An 18,848-nucleotide genomic window follows, 5' to 3' on the forward strand; every position below is an offset into this window, starting at 1 on the left:
TAAATAGCATAAATAAGGGGGATCTTCATGGCAGAACTTGTGTATCAAACAATTGGTCAATTGCTAGATGAACAATCAAAAAAGTACCCGCAGAATGAAGCATTGGTCTATGCTGACAGAAATTTACGCATGACTTATGAACAGCTAAATCGTCAAGCGCGATACGTAGCGAGAGGTTTAATGGCTCTTGGAATTGAAAAGGGAGATCATATCGCAGTATGGACGACGAATGTTCCTGAGTGGGTACAGCTTCAATTTGGTACAGGGAAGATGGGTGCTCCAATTGTAACGGTAAATACGAATTACCGTGCGAGTGAGTTGGAGTATTTATTGAAGCAATCTGATGCTAAAACGATTTTTTTAATTGAAAATTATCGAGACCATTCTTTTATCAATACACTGCAAGAGTTATGTCCAGAGCTTGAACATTGTGAACCAGGTAATTTGCAATCAAAGCGACTACCTTTATTAAAAAATGTTATTTTAATCGGTGAAACCAAATACCCCGGCGTACTTAATTGGTCAGATGTTTTAACAGCTGCCGAGCAAGTAACCGAGGAACAGTTAGATCAGAGAGAGCAATCTCTCCATTATGATGATGTCATTAATATTCAATATACTTCTGGTACAACAGGCTTTCCTAAGGGAGTAATGCTAACGCATTTTAACTTAGTCAATAATGCTGTCAATATTGCTGAATGTATGCGTTTAACGGCAGAGGATCGTCTATGTATCCCAGTTCCATTCTTCCATTGCTTTGGTTGTGTCATAGGCACATTAGCCATCACAACGAGTGGTGGAACGATGGTACCAGTACAGGAGTTCTCACCTGAAGAGGTACTAAGAACCGTTCAACAAGAGCAATGCACTGCCTTACATGGCGTGCCAACGATGTTCATTAGTGAACTTAATTTATCAAATTTTGCATCTTTCGATCTTTCAACTTTACGTACAGGCGTCATGGCAGGATCAAACTGTCCAATTGAGGTTATGAAAGCGGTCATTGAGAAGATGGGCATGAAAGATATAACAATATGCTACGGTCAAACAGAATCATCACCTGTTATTACACAGACAAGAACGGATGACCCGCTAGTGTTAAAGGTGGAGACGGTTGGCCGTGCTTTACCTAACCTAGAAGTAAAGATTGTTGTTCCTGGAACTACCGAGGAAGCTCTGACAAATGAACAGGGAGAGCTGTGTACAAGGGGCTATCATGTGATGAAGGGCTATTATAAAAACCAGGAGGAAACAGATCTGGCTATTGACGAGGATGGTTGGTTGCATACAGGTGATTTAGCAACAATGGATGAAGCAGGTTATGTCCGTGTAACAGGTCGTTTAAAGGATATGATTATCCGTGGTGGCGAAAACCTATATCCTCGTGAAATTGAGGAGTTCCTTTATACACATCCGAAAATTTCAGATGTTCAGGTTGCAGGTGTCCCTGATCCTGTTTATGGCGAGGAGGCGGCAGCTTGGATTGTTTTAAAAGAAGGGGAGCAGGCTACAGCGGATGAAATCCGAGATTATTGTCGAGATAAAATTTCTAGACATAAAATTCCGCGACATATTTTCTTTATTGATAACTATCCAATGACTGCATCTGGAAAAGTTCAAAAATATAAATTACGAGAAGATTTCGTTATGACCGTAAAGTAAGGAGGGGCAGTGAATATGTTCAACAAGGTATTAATTGCAAATCGTGGGGAGATTGCTAGACGTGTGATCAGAACATGCAAGCGCCTAAATATTCATACGGTTGCTATCTATTCAGAGGCAGATGCAGAAAGCTTACATGTGAAAGATGCAGATGAAGCTTTCTGTGTGGGGAAGCCACCGGTTGCACAGAGCTATTTAAATATCGACCGCATTCTTGAAATTGCACTAGAAAGTGGCGCAGAGGCTGTTCATCCTGGCTATGGTTTACTATCAGAGAATGCAAATTTTGCGAAACGTTGTGCAGAGGCGGGTTTAGTGTTTATCGGGCCAAGTGCTGATGTGATTGCTTCAATGGGCAGTAAATTAGAGGCACGTAAAACAATGAAAGCTGCAGGTGTACCGATTGTAGAGGGTGTAGAAGCGCCTGTGAAGGATGTAGAAGAAGCCACTAGCATAGCGGAGCGTTTAGGCTATCCTATTATGTTAAAGGCATCTGCAGGCGGTGGCGGTATCGGTATGCAACTAGTTGAAAATGCCGAGGAACTAGCCAAAGCTTTTGAGGGCAATCAAAAGCGTGCACAATCATTCTTTGGTGATGGCACGATGTATATGGAGCGGTTCATTGCTAACCCTCACCATGTCGAGGTGCAAATTATTGCAGATCATCAAGGCAATGTTGTTCCATTATTTGAACGTGAGTGCTCTATTCAACGAAGAAATCAAAAAGTAGTAGAAGAAGCACCATCCCCGTTCATCTCACAAGAGACAAGAGAAAAAATGCTAGAAGCGTCAGTTAAGGCGGCAATGCATATTGGTTATGTCAATGCTGGAACAATCGAATACTTGGTTGATGAAGATCAAAACTTTTATTTTTTAGAAATGAATACAAGACTACAGGTAGAGCATCCCGTTACGGAGGAAATTACGAAGCTTGATTTAGTAGAAGAGCAATTAAAAATTGCGGCAAAACAACCTCTTACATTTACTAGAGAAAATATTACTAAAGAAGGGCACGCGATTGAAGTGCGCATATACGCTGAAAATCCTTCGACATTTTTCCCGTCTCCAGGTACCATTACGACTCTTGAATTACCGACCGGTGAAGGAATTCGACATGAATGTGGCGTAGAGTCTGGTTCAGTGGTAACACCATTCTATGATCCGATGATTAGTAAATTGGTAGTGTGGGGGGAAACAAGAGAAATTGCCTGTGAAAGATTAGCACAAGCGCTAAAGGCGTATAAAGTGGAGGGGATTCAAACGAATATCCCGATGCTTTTAAATACCATCACACATGAGCAATTTTTAAAAGGGCATACGACAACAAAATTTGTAGAGCAATATTATTTACCACAATTAGCAGAAACAAAATAACAATGATCATGTATTCGTGCTTCCATAGAGGGACGAATACATGATAAAAAAATTAGGAGTGAATGATTATGGCAACAGTAAAAGCAAGCATGGCAGGAACAGTATGGAAAATCGTCGTAACAGAGGGCGAGAAAGTGACAGCAGGTCAAGATGTAGCCATTTTAGAATCGATGAAAATGGAAATTCCAATTGCAGCAGAAGAGGATGGCGTAGTGACGAAAATCATTGCCAATGAGGGAGACTTTATTAACGTTGATGATGATATTTTAGAAATTGAATAAGAGGAGGCTTGTTTATGCAGCTACCTAAGCAAGTCACAATCAAAGAAGTTGGTCCCCGTGATGGCTTACAAAATGAAAAAACGCATATTTCAACAGCTGATAAAGTGCAATTAGTAAATTTATTAGGTCAAACAGGATTAAATTATATTGAAGTGACATCTTTTGTGCATCCCAAATGGATTCCTCAATTGGCAGATGCAGTCGAGGTTCTGCAAGCCATTAAAAGACATAAGGATATTACCTATGCGGCACTTGTACCCAATATGCGGGGCTTAGAACGCGCATTGCAGGCTGAAGTAGATGAAGTAAGTATTTTTATGTCTGCTAGTGAAAGTCATAACCAAAGTAATATTAATAAAACCATAGATGATACATTTCCCATATTAGAGGAAGTTGTAGTAGGAGCTCAGGCTGCAAAGAAACATGTTCGAGGTTATATCTCAACGGTTATTGGTTGTCCCTATGAGGGGTATATGCACCCTGACAAGGTATTACGAGTAACGGAAAAATTATTAGAGATGGGTGTGACTGAAATATCGCTTGGTGACACAATTGGTGTTGGTGTACCGACGCAGGTTGAGTTTCTTTTAGAGGAATTACTAAAAAGGTATCCTGCTGAAAAATTTGCCATGCATTTTCATGATACACGTGGGACCGCATTAGCCAATATTATGAAATCCTTAGAGATGGGTATTAGCAAATTTGATAGTGCGCTTGGTGGGCTAGGGGGCTGCCCATATGCAAAGGGTGCCTCAGGTAATGTAGCCACAGAAGATTTATTGTATTTATTTGATGAGATGGGCATTGAAACAGGCGTAGATCGACAAAAGGTGCTAGAGGCGGCACTCTTTATTGAAGAGAAGTTAGGCAAGGCTGTTGCATCAAAGCAAATGGCTATTGTCCGCAATGAAAGGAGTGCAATTCAGGGATGACACAACTCGTTCGTTTTGAATTACTAGAGGATAGTATTGGACTTATTACACTTTCAAGACCAGAAGCTGCTAACGCTATGTCGGTTCAATTACTGCATGAGCTGTCTGACACGCTTGATCAAATCAATGGAGATCCAGCAGTGCGTGTAGTCCTTCTAACAGGTGCGGGCGAAAAGGCATTTTGTGCAGGTGCTGATTTAAAGGAACGTAAAGGAATGTCTGATCAACAAGTGAAGAAGATCGTGCAGCTGATTGGTGCCACTGTGGCAAAAGTTGAAACACTTGCACAGCCTGTCATTGCTGTCCTAAATGGTGTAGCCTTTGGTGGAGGCTTGGAGTTGGCACTAGCTTGTGATTTACGAATTGCTGCTACACATGTAAAGCTTGGCTTAACAGAAACTTCGCTCGGTATTATTCCAGGTGCTGGGGGGACACAGCGACTTCCACGTTTAATTGGTCTTGGTAAAGCAAAGGAATTAATTTATACAGCACGTAGGCTCAATGCCGAAGAAGCTGAAAATTATGGCATTATCGAATATGTTTATGAAGGACATGAGGTATTAGATAAGGCACAACAGCTTGCACTGGAAATGGCAAAAAATGCACCACTCTCTTTAGTGCAAGCCAAAGTTGCGATCAATCAAGGTGTTGAGGTAGATTTAGCTACCGGGTTAAAAATTGAATCACTTGCATATAGTGCACTGATCCCAACAGAAGACCGATTAGAAGGCTTACTTGCCTTCCAAGAGAAGCGAGCGCCACAATATTCAGGGAAATAAAACGCCAAGAAATCATTTTGGTGTAATCGATTGGGCAAAGGGAGGAAATAAACATGAGCAATATCTCGACAGAAAATACACCACCTACAATGAAAGATAAAATTTTAGCAGGTGGATTACCAAAATATCATGATAAAAATGCACAACAAGGCAAGCTATTTGTACGTGAGCGTCTTGAACTTTTACTTGATGATGGTCTTCAATCGGAGGATGGGCTCTATGCAAACTGTTTAGCAGGGGATTTACCAGCAGATGGCGTTATCACTGGTATTGGTAAAATTCATGGTCGTACGGTTTGTGTGCTAGCGAACGATTCAACAATTAAAGCTGGTTCTTGGGGAAAACGCACAGTTGAAAAAATGATTCGCATTCAAGAAACTGCTGAAAAGTTGAATTGTCCATTACTCTATTTAGTGGATTCAGCGGGTGCGCGTATTACAGATCAACTTGAAATGTTCCCAGGACGCAGAGGTGCAGGACGCATTTTCTACAATCAAGTCAAGCTGTCAGGAAAAGTTCCGCAAATTTGCTTATTATTTGGTCCTTCCGCAGCGGGTGGTGCCTATATTCCTGCATTTTGCGATATCGTGGTGATGGTAGAAGGAAATGCTTCTATGTATTTAGGATCTCCTCGTATGGCCGAAATGGTTATCGGTGAGAAAGTAGATTTAGAAACAATGGGTGGCGCAAAAATGCACTGTTCCGTTTCGGGTTGTGGAGATGTGCTTGTTAAATCCGAACAGGAGGCTATTACTTATGCGCGCAAATATTTAGGATACTTCCCTAATAACTATGCAGAGCGTAGCAAGGTAGAGGCTCCTAAACCACCGGCTTCATTTGATAAATCTATTGAAGAATTAATCCCTCAAAATCAAAATGTTCCATTTGATATGTATAAGCTAATTGATCGTATTATCGATGAAGATTCGTTTTGTGAGGTTAAGAAATTATTTGCACCAGAATTAATTACAGGCCTTGCCCGAATTAATGGTCAATCAGTCGGCATTATCGCTAACCAACCACGCGTCAAGGGAGGCGTGCTATTCCATGATTCTGCTGATAAAGCGGCGAAATTTATTTCACTTTGTGATGCATTCAATATCCCACTGTTATTCCTAGCAGACGTTCCAGGCTTTATGATTGGTACTCAGGTAGAAAAAGCAGGAATCATCCGTCATGGTGCTAAAATGATTTTTGCCATGAGTGAGGCAACTGTTCCTAAGCTAACAGTCATTGTGCGTAAAGCGTATGGTGCAGGATTATATGCAATGGCTGGCCCTGCGTTTGAACCAGACTGCTGTATTGCCTTATCAAATGCACAAATTGCCGTAATGGGACCAGAAGCTGCTGTCAATGCAGTCTATGCCAATAAAATTGCAGAACTTCCAAAAGAAGAGCAAGCAAGCTTCATTGCCGAGAAACGTAAAGAATATCAAGAGGAAATTGATGTGTATCGCTTAGCTTCAGAGCTTATCATTGATGATGTGATTGAGCCTAATGAGCTGCGTAAGGTACTAGAAAATCGCTTAGAACTTTATATGTCAAAATACTTATTATTCTCACAACGTAAGCATGGGGTAAACCCAGTTTAAACATACTTATTATAAGGCTGTCTCTGCTGGTAGGAGACAGCCTTTTTGGGTGATAATTTTTTCAGCTACTTGCAAGCTATAGTTGAGCATATTAAAATATGGGAAGGAATAAAAGGGAAGTGGGTGTTAAGCTTGTCTAAAAACAACATAGCGGATGTTCAAAATAATGCCAAGCTCCCATTACCATATCGGGATGTCATTGATACATATTATTTGCCGCTAAAGGTTGCAGGTTGGATTTTATTTAGTATCTATTCATTTATGGCTTTTTATAAATTGGTTATTGATCGCTTAGTAGATGTAGTCGTCATTTTATTAAAGGGAGATTACTCTATAGGTGACTTAGGATTGTTTGATTATAGTAGCTGGCGATTAACTACTAATTTTATGCCCTTCGAAACGATTCTCCGTTATATAAACTACTCTCAGTATTTTAATTGGGAAATTATAATCGTTAACTTACTTGGCAACTTATTAATTTTTACTCCAATGGGCTTTTTACTGCCATTACTATCGAAGAAATTCCGAAAAGCGTGGGTTATTATTTGTTTAGGCTTTATTTCTAGTCTTGCTGTTGAAACCGTTCAATTTATTTTTACCGTTGGTTCTGCAGATATTGATGATTTAATTTTAAATACAATTGGTGCATGGCTTGGTTACTTAGCCTATAAAGGTATATTGATTAGACCCAAAAAATGAGAAAAACAGTCCCGTATGAAGGGGCTGTTTTTTTATTTAATGTTGATTAACACCATTTGTTTAGTGTATATGGTAATAAATTTTATTGAAAAGTGTATGGAGCTAATAAATGAATATGAAAATATGAGCTGAATGAGGTTCTTTCTGCCTATTTTTGAAAATAATTAGTATCTCTTTAGGAGCTTAGTAGTCATTAGTGCTTGAATTTAATAGTGAAAATTCCGATAATGAGTGTACAGAAACTATTAAAATGGTATAGATAGAGTGTGAGGAAGAATGTTCATATCTATTAACTTATTAGCATATGAAGATAGAAGGGCGAGGTGAAAACAATGAAAATATCAAATCTAATGGAGCAAGAAAGAATTTCATCCCAGCATAATCGTAAAAAAATACTTCAGCGTAAAGAGGCAGGAGATGCCTATAGAAAAAATGCGATGTATTTTCAGCCAAAGAAAAATCCATTATTGATTGAACTTGAAAATTTATTATTAGGACGTACTGACCAAGATTTGTACGATCAACAGCAAGAAGAGTCAAAAGAAGTAACTCCTCAGCAGAAAGCCATTATGGAAGATTTACAGCAAACAGAAAAGAATGTACGGGCCCATGAGCAAACTTATAAAGTAGGAATGAATGATAACGCTGATTCCTCGAATATATCCGATTCAGAACAAGGTGACACACTGCACATTTTAGAGCAGGTACGTAATGCAGCATTGTCATCAGCAGAGCCTTCTCCTCTAGATTTACGTGTGGCGCAAAGTGTTGACGCTCAAATACAGCATATGTTAAATAATGCAAATTTTGATGATGTTGCCACAAATGAAAGCGAACCATATTTTGTACGTGACATCATTGAAGTGAAGGTTCCTGAACGTTACTCGAAGGAATTGAAATTGGACCCATTTGCAGATACAATTTTCGGTAAGAACTATGAGACTGCATTCAAGTTAAGAGTATTTAAACAGGCATCGGAAAGATATGCGGCTCACGTTCAAATGACGAAAAATGGCTATCGTCCAGACAAGGATTCTATGTTCTCTTTGATAGCCTGATGCTGTAGATAGGAGATTGTTGACATGGCAAAGGCAAAGTATGCGAAAACGAATGCGATTCGTTTATTAGAACAACAAAAAATTCATTTTGATGTGATGGAATATGAAACAGGGGACGGTCAAGTAGATGGTGTTTCTGTAGCTGAGAAAATAGGGCAGCCTGTTGCTCGGGTATTTAAAACATTAGTAGCAAAAGCAAGTGCACAAAGGTTGTTTGTATTTGTAATTCCAGTAGCTGAAGAGCTAGACTTAAAAGCTGCCGCCAAGGTAGTTGGGGAAAAGAAAATTGAAATGTTAGCGGTAAAAGATCTACTTAGCCATACTGGTTATGTTCGCGGTGGATGTTCACCAGTAGGGATGAAGAAGTTATATCCAACGGTCATCGATGTATCTGCTCAAGAACAAGGTAGTATAATCGTTAGTGCCGGGAAAATTGGTATGCAAATTCATGTACAAATAGAAGATCTGAAGAATATAACAAAGGCACAACTTGCCTCAATTACAACTACCCATGAGTGAGAGAATGGGTAGTTTTTTATGTGGTAAGATAAACGGTTTAGTTCAAGCACTATATCTTAATTTTGGTTGAAAGTATGATACAGTAATAGCAATATTATTCATAGAGAGAAGGATAAGGAATGCGTAGAATAATGGGGTGGCGTTGGACCTTTTTTATTGGTGGCTTAATGGTGATGTCACTTGGCATCACGATGTCGATAAAGGGGAAAATTGTGGGCACAAGCCCATGGGATGTTTTACATGTAGGTCTATTTCAAAATTTTGGGTTAAGTATTGGCACATGGTCTATTGTAACAGGACTCTTTATAGTTGCTTCAACATCCATTGTATTGCGTCAATGGCCAAAGATAGGTACTTGGCTCAATATGCTGTTAATTGGCTCGTTCATTGATGTATTTAACTGGATGTTACCCTCGACGGATGTATATGGCTTACAAATTACATATTTTATTATTGGCTTATTTGTTTTGAGCTTTGGCTGTGGGATGTATATTGCACCGAATATGGGCGCAGGACCAAGGGATACCTTAATGATGATACTTGTCGAAAAGTTTGGTGGATCTATTAAAACAGCAAGAATGGGAATTGAAGTACTTGTAACCATTGTGGGCTGGCTTCTAGGAGGACCAGTTGGAGTAGGGACAGTATTGATTGCCTTAACTTCAGGCTATATTGTGCAATATTCATTACCGTATTGTCGTAAAATATTGATGAAATGTATTGGAAATATGGAGGGCATAAAGCCATTCTATTAAACCAAGAAGCTACTTAGATCTGTAAAGAATAGAAGTAGCTTTTCATTTTTTTTAGCGTTCTTTCATATAATGCAGGGCACAAGCTAAAGGAGGAACAACATTTGAACGGAAATGTAACGTATTATTTTGGACACGCATTGACTGGCCAAGGTGTGAAGCATATATATAAAGAAATGATGGAAGAGGCGTCTCTCGTTTATTTTTTGCAAGGGCCTGCCACATTTAAAGGTTCAGAACTGTTAAAAGAACTTGGATACTTCTATGTAAAACAGGGTTTTGCTGTCGAGTGGTTTAAGCATGCTTTATTAGAGGAGGTTGTTGAGGCCGTTTATATAAAAGGCTGTAACAGACTTTTTGTATGGGCATCTGAGTGGAATATTGAGCCAACTTTACTCGGTACAAAGCATCGTGTCATGTCTTTCTACGATTGTTTAGAGGACCTACAACTTAAAAAGATTGGAGAACAGCTTGCAGAGGCCATGCAAGAGCGTGTAACATGGCGTGAAAAATGCATAGCGAAACTGAATCAAGCAATTAAGTTACATGATGACTGGGAGGTTGTTACACAAAGCTGTATGGACTGGCAGGCATTAAATGAACAGGTGGAAAATTTAAAGTCGGATGTGTTCCAATCCATTGTTCTAAATAAAACAGGTATGCGGACACATCGTTTACTGGGAACGTTAACTCCTAGAGGTGCGGAAAATACAGTGGATAGTATCACCAAAAGTATCACGACTCGCTTTATGATTAAAGGTAAGCCAGGTACAGGCAAATCTTCACTAATGAAAAGCTTAGCAGATGAAGCAAATGCAAGAGGGCTTGATGCACAAATTGTTTGGTGTGGCTTAGATGCAGGATCTGTGGATATGGTCATTATCCCAGAGCTCAATTTCTGTATTTTTGATAGCACAGAGCCTCATATCTTTAATCCAGAGGATGGTAGGTTAGGGGATAAGATATTTGATATTGGTCAACATTGTACGCTTTCAGAGGAAGCAGAAACTGCAATCGAGGCAGTGCGAGCACAATACAAAGAGGCTATACAGGATGCAATGGGCCATTCTAAACGATATGCAGAAGCTGAATATACTGTTCGTCGTTTATTAGATAATTGTCTGTCGGCTTCTTTATGGCGCGAAAAAACAGCGCCACTATTCGAAAGATTAACAAAGTAATGTAGCTAATGGCTTGCATGTGCTAAACTAGGAGCGAGAACAGTTTTCCTAGGAAAGGATGATACGCTTGTCAAAAGTATTGAATGCATTTTTAGATGAAAACCTACAAGCCCTACATGAACAAGGCTTATACAATGAAATCGATCCAGTAGAGGGAGCAAATGGTCCAATTATTCAGGTCCGTGGCAAAAATCTTGTTAACTTATCCTCTAACAACTATCTTGGTTTAGCAACAAATGAAGAATTAAAGCGTATTGCCAAAGAGACAATTGATAAATACGGTGTTGGAGCAGGTGCTGTTCGTACAATCAACGGGACACTTGACTTGCACGTAAAATTAGAAGAAAAGCTTGCTGAATTTAAAGGAACAGAAGCGGCTATTTCTTATCAATCTGGATTTAATTGTAATATGGCAGCTATTTCTGCTGTAATGGATAAAAATGATGCCATTCTATCTGATCAATTAAACCATGCCTCTATTATTGATGGATGTCGCTTATCGAAGGCAAAAATCATCGCGTTTAATCACTCTGATATGGAGGATTTACGTGCAAAGGCAAAAGCGGCAAAGGAATCAGGTTTATACAATAAAATCATGGTTATCACAGATGGTGTCTTTTCAATGGATGGTGATATTGCTAAATTACCTGAAATTGTGGAAATAGCTAAAGAGTTTGATTTAATTACGTATGTGGATGATGCACATGGTTCGGGTGTAACAGGTAAAGGAAAAGGAACTGTGAAGCATTTTGGATTAGAAAAAGAAATTGATTTCCAAATTGGTACATTATCAAAAGCTATTGGTGTAGTAGGTGGCTATGTAGCAGGTAAGAAAAATTTAATTGATTGGCTAAAAGTTCGCTCACGCCCATTCCTATTTTCAACAGCATTACCACCAGGTGATGTAGCCGCTATTACAGCAGCCGTGCAAATGCTGATTGATTCAACAGAGCTACACGATAAGCTGTGGGATAATGGTAATTATTTAAAAGCGGGGCTTGAGAAGCTTGGCTTTAATATTGGTGCGTCTGAAACACCAATTACACCATGCATCATTGGGGATGAAAAGTTAACACAGGAATTTTCAAAACGTTTATTTGAAGAAGGCGTTTATGCAAAATCGATTGTCTTCCCAACAGTTCCAAAAGGTACAGGTCGCGTTCGGAATATGCCAACAGCGGCACATACAAAAGAAATGCTTGATGATGCAATTGCGACTTACGAGAAGGTTGGTCGTGAATTAGGCGTTATTCAATAAGAAAAAGGCTTCCTCATGGATGGGGAAGCCTTTTTTGCATGATAGAAAAGAAAAAGTGAAGGATAGAACCAAAAAAGTGACCGATAGAAGCTTAAATCTAACTGATAGCGATCTTATCTAAAAATAGACAATTTCTTTATTTTGACCCAATTATTTTTCCTGCCTTGAGCTGTTGAATAGCTTGATCAGAAATATTTAATGCCTGTAAAATTTCTTCATTATGTTGTCCTAATGTAGGTGCTGCACTTGTTAGCTGTCCAGGCGTTTGTGAAAACTTAGCTGGGAAGCCCAATGTTCTCATCGGTCCAGCAATCGGGTGCTCATAGGACAGTACCATGTCACGCTCTAGTATATGAGGGTCATTTAATGTTTGGTCATAGGAATAGATTGGACTAGATGGTACACCGTGCTTATCCAATAGTTCGAGCCAGTAGAAAGCCTTATGCTTGATTAGCTCGCTTTCAATTTCTGCTTCCAGCTCCCTCACATGTTGGGCACGTGAATAGTTGGTAGCAAAGAGAGGATTGTCTAACCAATCAGGTCGATTGACAACTTTTACGGCAAAAATCTCCCATAGCTTTTGATTGCCAGCACCTACTAGAATATAGTCATCCTGTGTTTTGAAACCTTGATAGGGCGCTGACACACGATGGGCGGTTCCAGTTCGCTCAGGTAACTCACCCTTTCCGAAGTAAGCAGCGGCCTCCCAAACAGTCCACGCAAGACCTGACTCCACTAAGGACACATCAATATATTGACCTTCGCCACTACGAAGCTTATAAATATAGGCCATTAAAATGGATTGTAAGGCTGTTTGTGCAGCAGCAATATCATTCACCGCAAAGCCAACTTTTACAGGTCGGCCATCTGCTTCACCTGTCATATGCATTAAGCCACTCAGACCCTGAGCCATAATATCATAGCCACCCTTTTGACTATATGGACCTGTTTGACCATAACCAGAAATAGAGCAGTAAATTAGGCCTGGATTGATGGCTTTTAATGTATCATAATCGATACCAAGCTTTTTCGTGACACCTGGTCGATAATTTTCCACAAGTACATCAACAGATTGAATCAATTCTTTAAATAAAGCCAGTCCCTCAGTAGTTTTTAAATTGATGCAGACACCTTTTTTATTACGATTAACCATCATATACATATGACTTTCTTCATTAACGAATGGACCCATTGTACGGGTATCGTCTCCATTTGGGTATTTTTCAATTTTGATAACTTCTGCACCCATATCTGCTAATACCATGGTGCAATAGGGACCAGCTAAGACTTGTGATAAATCGACAACCTTTAATCCTTGTAATGCTTGTTTCATTTACCCTCAGTCCCATCCTGTTTGACTAATGTGATGTTGCGTAATCCTTTGACAGAGGTGGCACCGGCTAATGCGATAGAAACCTTTAATTCATCATAAAGATTGGTCATCACCTTTTCGACGCCTTGTTGTCCTTCAAGGGCTAGTCCATAGACGAAAGGACGTCCTATTGCAACAGCATCCGCTCCTAAAGAAAGTGCTTTTAAGGCATCCATGCCACGATATACACCACTATCTAATATAATAGGAATTTGTCCATTCACAATTTTCGCAATAGCGGGAAGGGCATCAAGTGAACCAATCACGCCATCTAATTGACGGCCACCATGGTTTGATACAATAATGCCATTAATACCATTGTCGATAGCTAGCTTTGCATCTTCAGGATGTAAAATTCCCTTCAATAATATAGGAAGGTTTGTACGTTTTTTTAACTCTCGAACATGCTCCCAATTAAGTGTTGGGTGGAAGATATTTTGCAAGACACCTTGTACATAGGACTCGAATGAATCATCAGGTAAAGAGGCTGTAAAAACGGGATCATTCATATAATTTCCTCTTGCATAGCCTAGCTTCAATGGTGAAAACTGATTGCGTACATCTTCTTCACGCCAGCCAAGCATTACAGTGTCGACAGTTAAAACGATCGCTTCAAATCCAGCTTCCTCCGCACGTGCAGCCATACTAAAAGCAATTTCTTCATTAGTAGACCAATATAATTGAAACCATTTTGTTGCAGAAGGCGCAGCTTGAGCAACTTCTTCAAGAGCAAAAGTGGAAACAGTGCTTTGTATATAAGGGATATTTAAAAACTGGGCAGCACGTGCAACGGCAAGCTCACCTTCATCGTGAACCATTCCGTTCATGCCCACAGGAGCAAAAAGCAAAGGAGTTGGATATGTTTTACCAAACAAATGAACGGATGTATCAACGTTTGACACATCATTTAAAAAACGGGGAACAATGGAATACTTCTCAAAAGCTGCTCGATTATTGCGCAGTGTTTGTTCACCGCCAGCACCTGAACGGATATAGCCATAAGGTCCAGCTTCGATTTTTTCCGCTACGGCCTTTTCTAAATCTGCAAAGCAAATGGGGAAGGGGGCTTGTGCAGTTATATTTTTTAAGAGTAGATCGCCATCAGTTATGTTTGTCATCGTTACTACCTCACTTATTTATTGAAAATAGGCTTTCTTTTATTTAAAAAGGCTTGAATACCTTCGTTATAATCGTCTGAACTAAATGAATCCAAAACTAACTGTGCCAACGCATCGTTTTCTTCATTTTCACCATCAACAATTGCCTGGATAACTTTTTTGATGCCAGTGTTTGCAATGGATGATTTACTTAATAAATGTTCAGCGAATTGCAATGTCGCCTCATCAATATCCTCCGGTTCGTGGAGGGCCGTGATTAAACCAATATTTTTTCCTTCTTCAGCTGTAAAAATAGTAGCTGTGTACAAAATTTCCTTTGCCTTAGCGACACCAACAATATTGATGAGACGTTTTGTGCTTTCTAAATTATAGACAATACCTATGTTTGCAGCGGTGATGCCTAGCTTACTCTTAGGTGTTGCTATTCTAAAATCACAAGCGTTTGCTAACTCTAATCCACCACCAATTGCTAAGCCCTGAATCATAGCAATTGTCGGGTGTGGAAATTTATAGAGAGCATCGATCGCCTTTAGAGCCAATTCATTATAGGCTTTGGCATTGTCTGTAGCATAACGAACATCTAAAAACTCGGTAATATCTGCACCGGAAGAAAAGGCTACTTCATTGACACCGCGAACAATTAAAAGTTTGATGGAAGAATCTACACTGAGCAGCTCTAGTTGGTCTACTATGGCTTGAAACATTGCCCTTGATAAAGAATTCCGTTTTTCCGGGCGATTTAATACTAACGTTGCAATATAGCCATTTTTCTCTACATAAATTTCGTTTGTCATCTTCATTCTCCTATTAGTCTTTTTTCAACTTCGCGGCGAAGCGGTTACCGATGGATTGAATGCTCTGCACAAGGATGATTAAGATAAAGACAGTTGCATACATCACATCAACCTCATAGCGTAAATGACCATAACGATAGGCAAGGTCACCTAAACCGCCAGCACCAACCATTCCTGCCATTGCTGTTGCACCAATTAATCCTATTGTGGCAATCGTTAAGCCTAATATAATAGATGGTCGAGCTTCACGTAATAGGACATGCCAAATGATATGGCGACGTTTAATACCCATGGCTGTGTAGGCTTCTACTACTCCTGAATCCACTTCTAAAAGCGCAGATTCCATCAGTCGTGCAATATAAGGAGCTGTGTAAACAACTAGCGGAACGATTACACCTTTAACACCAATTGTTGTACCTACAATTAACTTGGTAAAAGGTAAGATGAAGAATAATAAAATGATAAATGGAACAGAGCGAACAATATTGATAAATAGATTAAAAAACTGATAGAAAAATTTATTTTCAAAGGATTGTCCTGGTCGTGTTAAAACAATTAATAGCCCTAATGGAATACCAATCAGAATGGAGAATAACAATGAAATTCCGACCATTTGAAATGTTTCGATAATTGCTTTGCCAATAACATCTGACCAATCTGTAAAGAAACTTTGGATACTACTCATTGAACGCACCTCCTAATTCTTCCACTGCCACGCCATTTTCTGAAAAATAAGTTAACGCCTTTTGGACAATCTGCGTTTCGCCATGTAAATGCACCACAATATTGCCGACAATACCGTTTTTTAATTCAATAATATTTGCTGTTAAAATATTTGGTTGCACATCGTATACCTTAGTGACTTCTGCTAATAATGGCTTACCAGTACTTTCACCAAGGAATGTTAAACGGATTACACTTCCTGAAACATTTAATTGCTCAATAAGAGAGGGGGATAAATTACGTTGTGAAATTGTATTTAAAAACTTTCGCGTTGTAGGGTGCTTCGGTTTCGCAAAAAGTTCAATCGCTGTGCCAAATTCCACAACTTTCCCTGATTCTAGAACAGAAACCTCATCACAAATTTTTTGAATTACATTCATTTCATGTGTGATGAGCAGAATCGTAATGCCTAATTCACGATTAATTTTTAACAACAATTCAAGAATGGCTTCCGTTGTCTCAGGATCAAGTGCACTTGTTGCTTCGTCGCTAAGTAAAATCTCTGGTTCCTGTGCTAGGGCACGTGCAATAGCCACACGCTGTTTTTGACCACCTGAAAGTTGATTTGGGTAACTATCAAGTTTATCTGTTAAACCGACAATTTCAGCATACTTAGCTACTCGGTTTTTTACTTCCGCCTCTTTATAGCCTAGAAGCTTTAAGGGAACTGCAATATTATTGTAAACTGTTGCTGTTTTTAATAGATTAAAGTGCTGGAAGATCATCCCGATTTTTTGGCGTGTTTGACGTAATTCTTGAAGAGAAAGGGTCGTAATATCTACATTGTCTATCACTACTTTTCCTGCTGTAGGACGTTCGAGTAGATTAACGCAACGAATGAGTGTACTTTTACCAGCACCACTATAGCCGATTACACCATGAATTTGTCCCTTTTTTACATGAAGATTAATGCCATCCACAGCTTTTATGATGCCTTTTTTAGACTTGAATTCTTTTGAGATATTTTGTAATTGAATCATGCGACTGTTTGCTCCTTTCTCCACCTTCTAAAAAGCAAGAATCTGCTCGTTTTCCTATAGAGGAATTTCGACAGATTCTTCGGCTTTATAGAAGCTTCCTGAATGTATTACCAACTAGGGATTACTGAACCTTTGAATTCTTCTTCGATGAATTGACGTACTTCATCAGATTGGTAAGCCTCAACGAACTTTTTAATTGTTGGATCATTTTCATTTTCAGCACGTACAACAATATAGTTCACGTATGGAGAATCAGTAGATTCCAATAAAATAGAGTCATCTTTAGGGTTAATACCAGCTTCTAATGCAAAGTTTGTATTAATAGCTGCTACGTCTACTTCACTAAGTTGTTTAGGAATTTGAGCTGCCTCTAATTCAATGAATTTTAAATTCTTTTTGTTTTCTTCTACATCACGAATCGAGGCTGTTAAGTCTGCGCCATCTTTTAACTGAATATAGCCAGCTTCCTGTAAAACAAAGAGGGCACGCGCTCCATTCGTTGGGTCATTTGGTAAGCCAAACGTTGCACCGTCAGGAATGTCATCAAAGGATTTATATTTTTCAGAGTAGATACCCATTGGATTTAAAATCGTTTTGCCCACTGGTACTAAATCTGTATCATGATCTTTATTAAATGTATCCAGGAAAGGCTCGTGTTGATAGCTGTTCGCATCAAGATCACCTTCAGCTAAGGATGTATTAGGTAAAACATAGTCAGAAAATGATTTTAGCTCTACTTCTAGCCCGTTTTCTTTTGCTACTTTAGCGGCTACTTCTGCAATTTGTTCGTGTGGACCAGAAGTGACGCCTACAACGATTTTCTTTTCATCAATTCCTTCAGCTTGGCTTTTACTATCTTCTTTAGAGCCACAGCCTGCTAAAGCTGCTACTAATGTTAGACTTGCTAAACCTACTAAAAATTTATTTTTCTTTTTCATGAAAATACCTCCAAGATTGTTTTTATCGGTTTTTTGAAAATAAAAAAACTCTCTTACAAATTAAGAGAGGCTCATGAAAAGATGTCCTCTCTTATCTATCAAACGAAGTTCGTTTGCAGGATTTAGCACCTTCCTTTAAAAAAGGAGGTTGCCGAGCTTCATAGGGCCAGTCCCTCAGCTACTCTTGATAAGAGATTTATAATATTTTTTTGTAATTCCGATAGAACTAATATAATTTATAGGGTATAGTAAGTCAATAAATAATTTTTAAATTTTTTATATAATTATAATATTTCGACGCAAAAGAGGGATAACAATGTCTGTTAGAGTTAATTATGGTATAGGTTCATTTGGTAAGGTTATTAGTGCTCGTTTTCTAACGGGAACAGATATCATTGAAGGGATTGAAGCGCTTTGCGAAGAGAATAATATAGAGTCAGCCACAATTGTAAGCTGTATTGGCAGCTTTCAAAAAAGTAGCTTTGTTTATTTAGTGCCAGATGAAACAGCTCAAATTCAAGTTCGTTTTAGTGATGTGATGGAAAAAGAGGGACCATTAGAATTTATTCAAGGTTCAGGTGTGGTGTGTAAACGAGATGGTGGATATGAGACACATTTCCATGGCTCTATGAGCGATCAATGGGGTGTTGTATCGGGTGGGCATTTAATAAAAGGGGGAAACCCTGTTATTACTGCTGACATCGTGTTGGCAGAGGTACAAGGTATTCAACATATTCGAAAATGGGATGATGAAACAGGTCATGCTCAATTTTATCCATTAGAAAATGATTTAGGGCAACCAAGGAAAATTGAAAAATATTAATGATCCTGTAGCT

At 39.1% G+C, this 18,848-nt stretch carries 19 protein-coding genes and 1 riboswitch; of the genes, 13 read left to right on the forward strand and 6 right to left on the reverse strand.

Annotation, left to right across the window (positions count from 1 at the left end; all coding sequences use genetic code 11):
- Window positions 1-27: 27 nt before the first annotated feature.
- The 12 genes from PSR12_RS02130 (at window position 28) to PSR12_RS02185 (ending at window position 12,087) form a co-directional block, all read left to right on the forward strand.
- Window positions 28-1,662, forward strand: coding sequence for an AMP-binding protein (locus tag PSR12_RS02130; RefSeq protein WP_257521065.1), 1,635 nt, complete (start codon window positions 28-30; stop codon window positions 1,660-1,662).
- A 15-nt stretch (window positions 1,663-1,677) separates the two neighbouring features.
- Entirely contained in the window at window positions 1,678-3,036 is a 1,359-nt protein-coding gene (locus tag PSR12_RS02135; protein ID WP_257521066.1) for an acetyl-CoA carboxylase biotin carboxylase subunit, read from the forward strand.
- Between the two features lie 68 nt (window positions 3,037-3,104).
- On the forward strand, window positions 3,105-3,317 hold the full coding sequence (locus tag PSR12_RS02140) for an acetyl-CoA carboxylase biotin carboxyl carrier protein subunit (protein WP_004225532.1): 213 nt from the start codon (window positions 3,105-3,107) through the stop codon (window positions 3,315-3,317).
- 14 nt (window positions 3,318-3,331) lie between these two features.
- Window positions 3,332-4,249, forward strand: a complete 918-nt coding sequence (locus tag PSR12_RS02145; protein ID WP_274771374.1) for a hydroxymethylglutaryl-CoA lyase — start codon at window positions 3,332-3,334, stop codon at window positions 4,247-4,249.
- Window positions 4,246-5,028, forward strand: a complete 783-nt coding sequence (locus tag PSR12_RS02150) for an enoyl-CoA hydratase (RefSeq protein WP_257521068.1) — start codon at window positions 4,246-4,248, stop codon at window positions 5,026-5,028. Before PSR12_RS02145 ends, PSR12_RS02150 begins: the two co-directional genes overlap by 4 nt.
- 53 nt (window positions 5,029-5,081) lie before the next feature.
- Window positions 5,082-6,620 carry an acyl-CoA carboxylase subunit beta gene (locus PSR12_RS02155; RefSeq protein ID WP_004225528.1) on the forward strand — a complete coding sequence of 513 codons (1,539 nt, stop codon included), beginning with the start codon at window positions 5,082-5,084 and terminating at the stop codon, window positions 6,618-6,620.
- 45 nt (window positions 6,621-6,665) lie between these two features.
- Window positions 6,666-7,319, forward strand: a complete 654-nt coding sequence (locus PSR12_RS02160; protein ID WP_257521069.1) for a VanZ family protein — start codon at window positions 6,666-6,668, stop codon at window positions 7,317-7,319.
- Between the two features lie 332 nt (window positions 7,320-7,651).
- Window positions 7,652-8,377, forward strand: a complete 726-nt coding sequence (locus tag PSR12_RS02165; RefSeq protein WP_274771375.1) for a hypothetical protein — start codon at window positions 7,652-7,654, stop codon at window positions 8,375-8,377.
- Window positions 8,378-8,401: 24 nt separating this feature from the next.
- Window positions 8,402-8,896 carry a Cys-tRNA(Pro) deacylase gene (gene ybaK / locus PSR12_RS02170; protein ID WP_004225525.1) on the forward strand — a complete coding sequence of 165 codons (495 nt, stop codon included), beginning with the start codon at window positions 8,402-8,404 and terminating at the stop codon, window positions 8,894-8,896.
- A gap of 119 nt (window positions 8,897-9,015) precedes the next feature.
- Window positions 9,016-9,651 carry a YczE/YyaS/YitT family protein gene (locus tag PSR12_RS02175; RefSeq protein WP_004225524.1) on the forward strand — a complete coding sequence of 212 codons (636 nt, stop codon included), beginning with the start codon at window positions 9,016-9,018 and terminating at the stop codon, window positions 9,649-9,651.
- Between the two features lie 101 nt (window positions 9,652-9,752).
- Window positions 9,753-10,829, forward strand: coding sequence for a nucleotide kinase (locus PSR12_RS02180; RefSeq protein WP_274771376.1), 1,077 nt, complete (start codon window positions 9,753-9,755; stop codon window positions 10,827-10,829).
- 58 nt (window positions 10,830-10,887) lie between these two features.
- Window positions 10,888-12,087, forward strand: coding sequence for a glycine C-acetyltransferase (locus PSR12_RS02185; RefSeq protein ID WP_257521072.1), 1,200 nt, complete (start codon window positions 10,888-10,890; stop codon window positions 12,085-12,087).
- A 136-nt stretch (window positions 12,088-12,223) separates the two neighbouring features.
- Here the strand turns inward: PSR12_RS02185 and PSR12_RS02190 are convergent, their stop codons facing one another.
- The 6 genes from PSR12_RS02190 to PSR12_RS02215 all read right to left on the reverse strand — a co-directional run bounded on the left by PSR12_RS02190 (window position 12,224) and on the right by PSR12_RS02215 (window position 18,012).
- Entirely contained in the window at window positions 12,224-13,420 is a 1,197-nt protein-coding gene (locus PSR12_RS02190) for a CaiB/BaiF CoA transferase family protein (protein WP_257521073.1), read from the reverse strand.
- Window positions 13,417-14,577, reverse strand: coding sequence for an alpha-hydroxy acid oxidase (locus tag PSR12_RS02195; RefSeq protein ID WP_274771377.1), 1,161 nt, complete (start codon window positions 14,575-14,577; stop codon window positions 13,417-13,419). The genes PSR12_RS02190 and PSR12_RS02195 overlap by 4 nt, the downstream gene beginning before the upstream one ends.
- 14 nt (window positions 14,578-14,591) lie before the next feature.
- Window positions 14,592-15,371 carry an enoyl-CoA hydratase/isomerase family protein gene (locus tag PSR12_RS02200; RefSeq protein WP_274771378.1) on the reverse strand — a complete coding sequence of 260 codons (780 nt, stop codon included), beginning with the start codon at window positions 15,369-15,371 and terminating at the stop codon, window positions 14,592-14,594.
- 13 nt (window positions 15,372-15,384) lie between these two features.
- Window positions 15,385-16,056: a methionine ABC transporter permease gene (locus PSR12_RS02205; RefSeq protein WP_004225517.1), complete on the reverse strand. Its 672-nt coding sequence runs from the start codon at window positions 16,054-16,056 to the stop codon at window positions 15,385-15,387.
- Entirely contained in the window at window positions 16,049-17,074 is a 1,026-nt protein-coding gene (locus PSR12_RS02210; protein WP_274771380.1) for a methionine ABC transporter ATP-binding protein, read from the reverse strand. The genes PSR12_RS02205 and PSR12_RS02210 overlap by 8 nt, the downstream gene beginning before the upstream one ends.
- A gap of 107 nt (window positions 17,075-17,181) precedes the next feature.
- Window positions 17,182-18,012 carry a MetQ/NlpA family ABC transporter substrate-binding protein gene (locus PSR12_RS02215; RefSeq protein ID WP_221679123.1) on the reverse strand — a complete coding sequence of 277 codons (831 nt, stop codon included), beginning with the start codon at window positions 18,010-18,012 and terminating at the stop codon, window positions 17,182-17,184.
- Window positions 18,013-18,100: 88 nt separating this feature from the next.
- A riboswitch (SAM riboswitch) is annotated at window positions 18,101-18,206 on the reverse strand.
- A gap of 122 nt (window positions 18,207-18,328) precedes the next feature.
- On the opposite strand from PSR12_RS02215, the gene PSR12_RS02220 reads away from it, so the two are divergent.
- Window positions 18,329-18,835 carry a PPC domain-containing DNA-binding protein gene (locus PSR12_RS02220; protein ID WP_274771382.1) on the forward strand — a complete coding sequence of 169 codons (507 nt, stop codon included), beginning with the start codon at window positions 18,329-18,331 and terminating at the stop codon, window positions 18,833-18,835.
- Window positions 18,836-18,848 lie beyond the last annotated feature (13 nt).

The organism is Lysinibacillus sp. G01H (genome assembly GCF_028872195.1).
Lineage (GTDB): Bacteria > Bacillota > Bacilli > Bacillales_A > Planococcaceae > Lysinibacillus > Lysinibacillus capsici.

What these genes read in the sequence shown, in the direction of transcription:
- PSR12_RS02205 (WP_004225517.1), bottom strand. Translation starts at nt 16,056, where the DNA reads ATGAGTAGTATCCAAAGTTTCTTTACAGATTGGTCAGATGTTATTGGC.
- PSR12_RS02185 (WP_257521072.1), top strand. Translation starts at nt 10,888, where the DNA reads ATGATACGCTTGTCAAAAGTATTGAATGCATTTTTAGATGAAAACCTA.
- PSR12_RS02175 (WP_004225524.1), top strand. Translation starts at nt 9,016, where the DNA reads ATGCGTAGAATAATGGGGTGGCGTTGGACCTTTTTTATTGGTGGCTTA.
- PSR12_RS02210 (WP_274771380.1), bottom strand. Translation starts at nt 17,074, where the DNA reads ATGATTCAATTACAAAATATCTCAAAAGAATTCAAGTCTAAAAAAGGC.
- PSR12_RS02150 (WP_257521068.1), top strand. Translation starts at nt 4,246, where the DNA reads ATGACACAACTCGTTCGTTTTGAATTACTAGAGGATAGTATTGGACTT.
- PSR12_RS02130 (WP_257521065.1), top strand. Translation starts at nt 28, where the DNA reads ATGGCAGAACTTGTGTATCAAACAATTGGTCAATTGCTAGATGAACAA.
- PSR12_RS02220 (WP_274771382.1), top strand. Translation starts at nt 18,329, where the DNA reads ATGTCTGTTAGAGTTAATTATGGTATAGGTTCATTTGGTAAGGTTATT.
- PSR12_RS02190 (WP_257521073.1), bottom strand. Translation starts at nt 13,420, where the DNA reads ATGAAACAAGCATTACAAGGATTAAAGGTTGTCGATTTATCACAAGTC.
- PSR12_RS02140 (WP_004225532.1), top strand. Translation starts at nt 3,105, where the DNA reads ATGGCAACAGTAAAAGCAAGCATGGCAGGAACAGTATGGAAAATCGTC.
- PSR12_RS02155 (WP_004225528.1), top strand. Translation starts at nt 5,082, where the DNA reads ATGAGCAATATCTCGACAGAAAATACACCACCTACAATGAAAGATAAA.
- PSR12_RS02195 (WP_274771377.1), bottom strand. Translation starts at nt 14,577, where the DNA reads ATGACAAACATAACTGATGGCGATCTACTCTTAAAAAATATAACTGCA.
- ybaK (WP_004225525.1), top strand. Translation starts at nt 8,402, where the DNA reads ATGGCAAAGGCAAAGTATGCGAAAACGAATGCGATTCGTTTATTAGAA.
- PSR12_RS02165 (WP_274771375.1), top strand. Translation starts at nt 7,652, where the DNA reads ATGAAAATATCAAATCTAATGGAGCAAGAAAGAATTTCATCCCAGCAT.
- PSR12_RS02200 (WP_274771378.1), bottom strand. Translation starts at nt 15,371, where the DNA reads ATGACAAACGAAATTTATGTAGAGAAAAATGGCTATATTGCAACGTTA.
- PSR12_RS02145 (WP_274771374.1), top strand. Translation starts at nt 3,332, where the DNA reads ATGCAGCTACCTAAGCAAGTCACAATCAAAGAAGTTGGTCCCCGTGAT.
- PSR12_RS02215 (WP_221679123.1), bottom strand. Translation starts at nt 18,012, where the DNA reads ATGAAAAAGAAAAATAAATTTTTAGTAGGTTTAGCAAGTCTAACATTA.
- PSR12_RS02135 (WP_257521066.1), top strand. Translation starts at nt 1,678, where the DNA reads ATGTTCAACAAGGTATTAATTGCAAATCGTGGGGAGATTGCTAGACGT.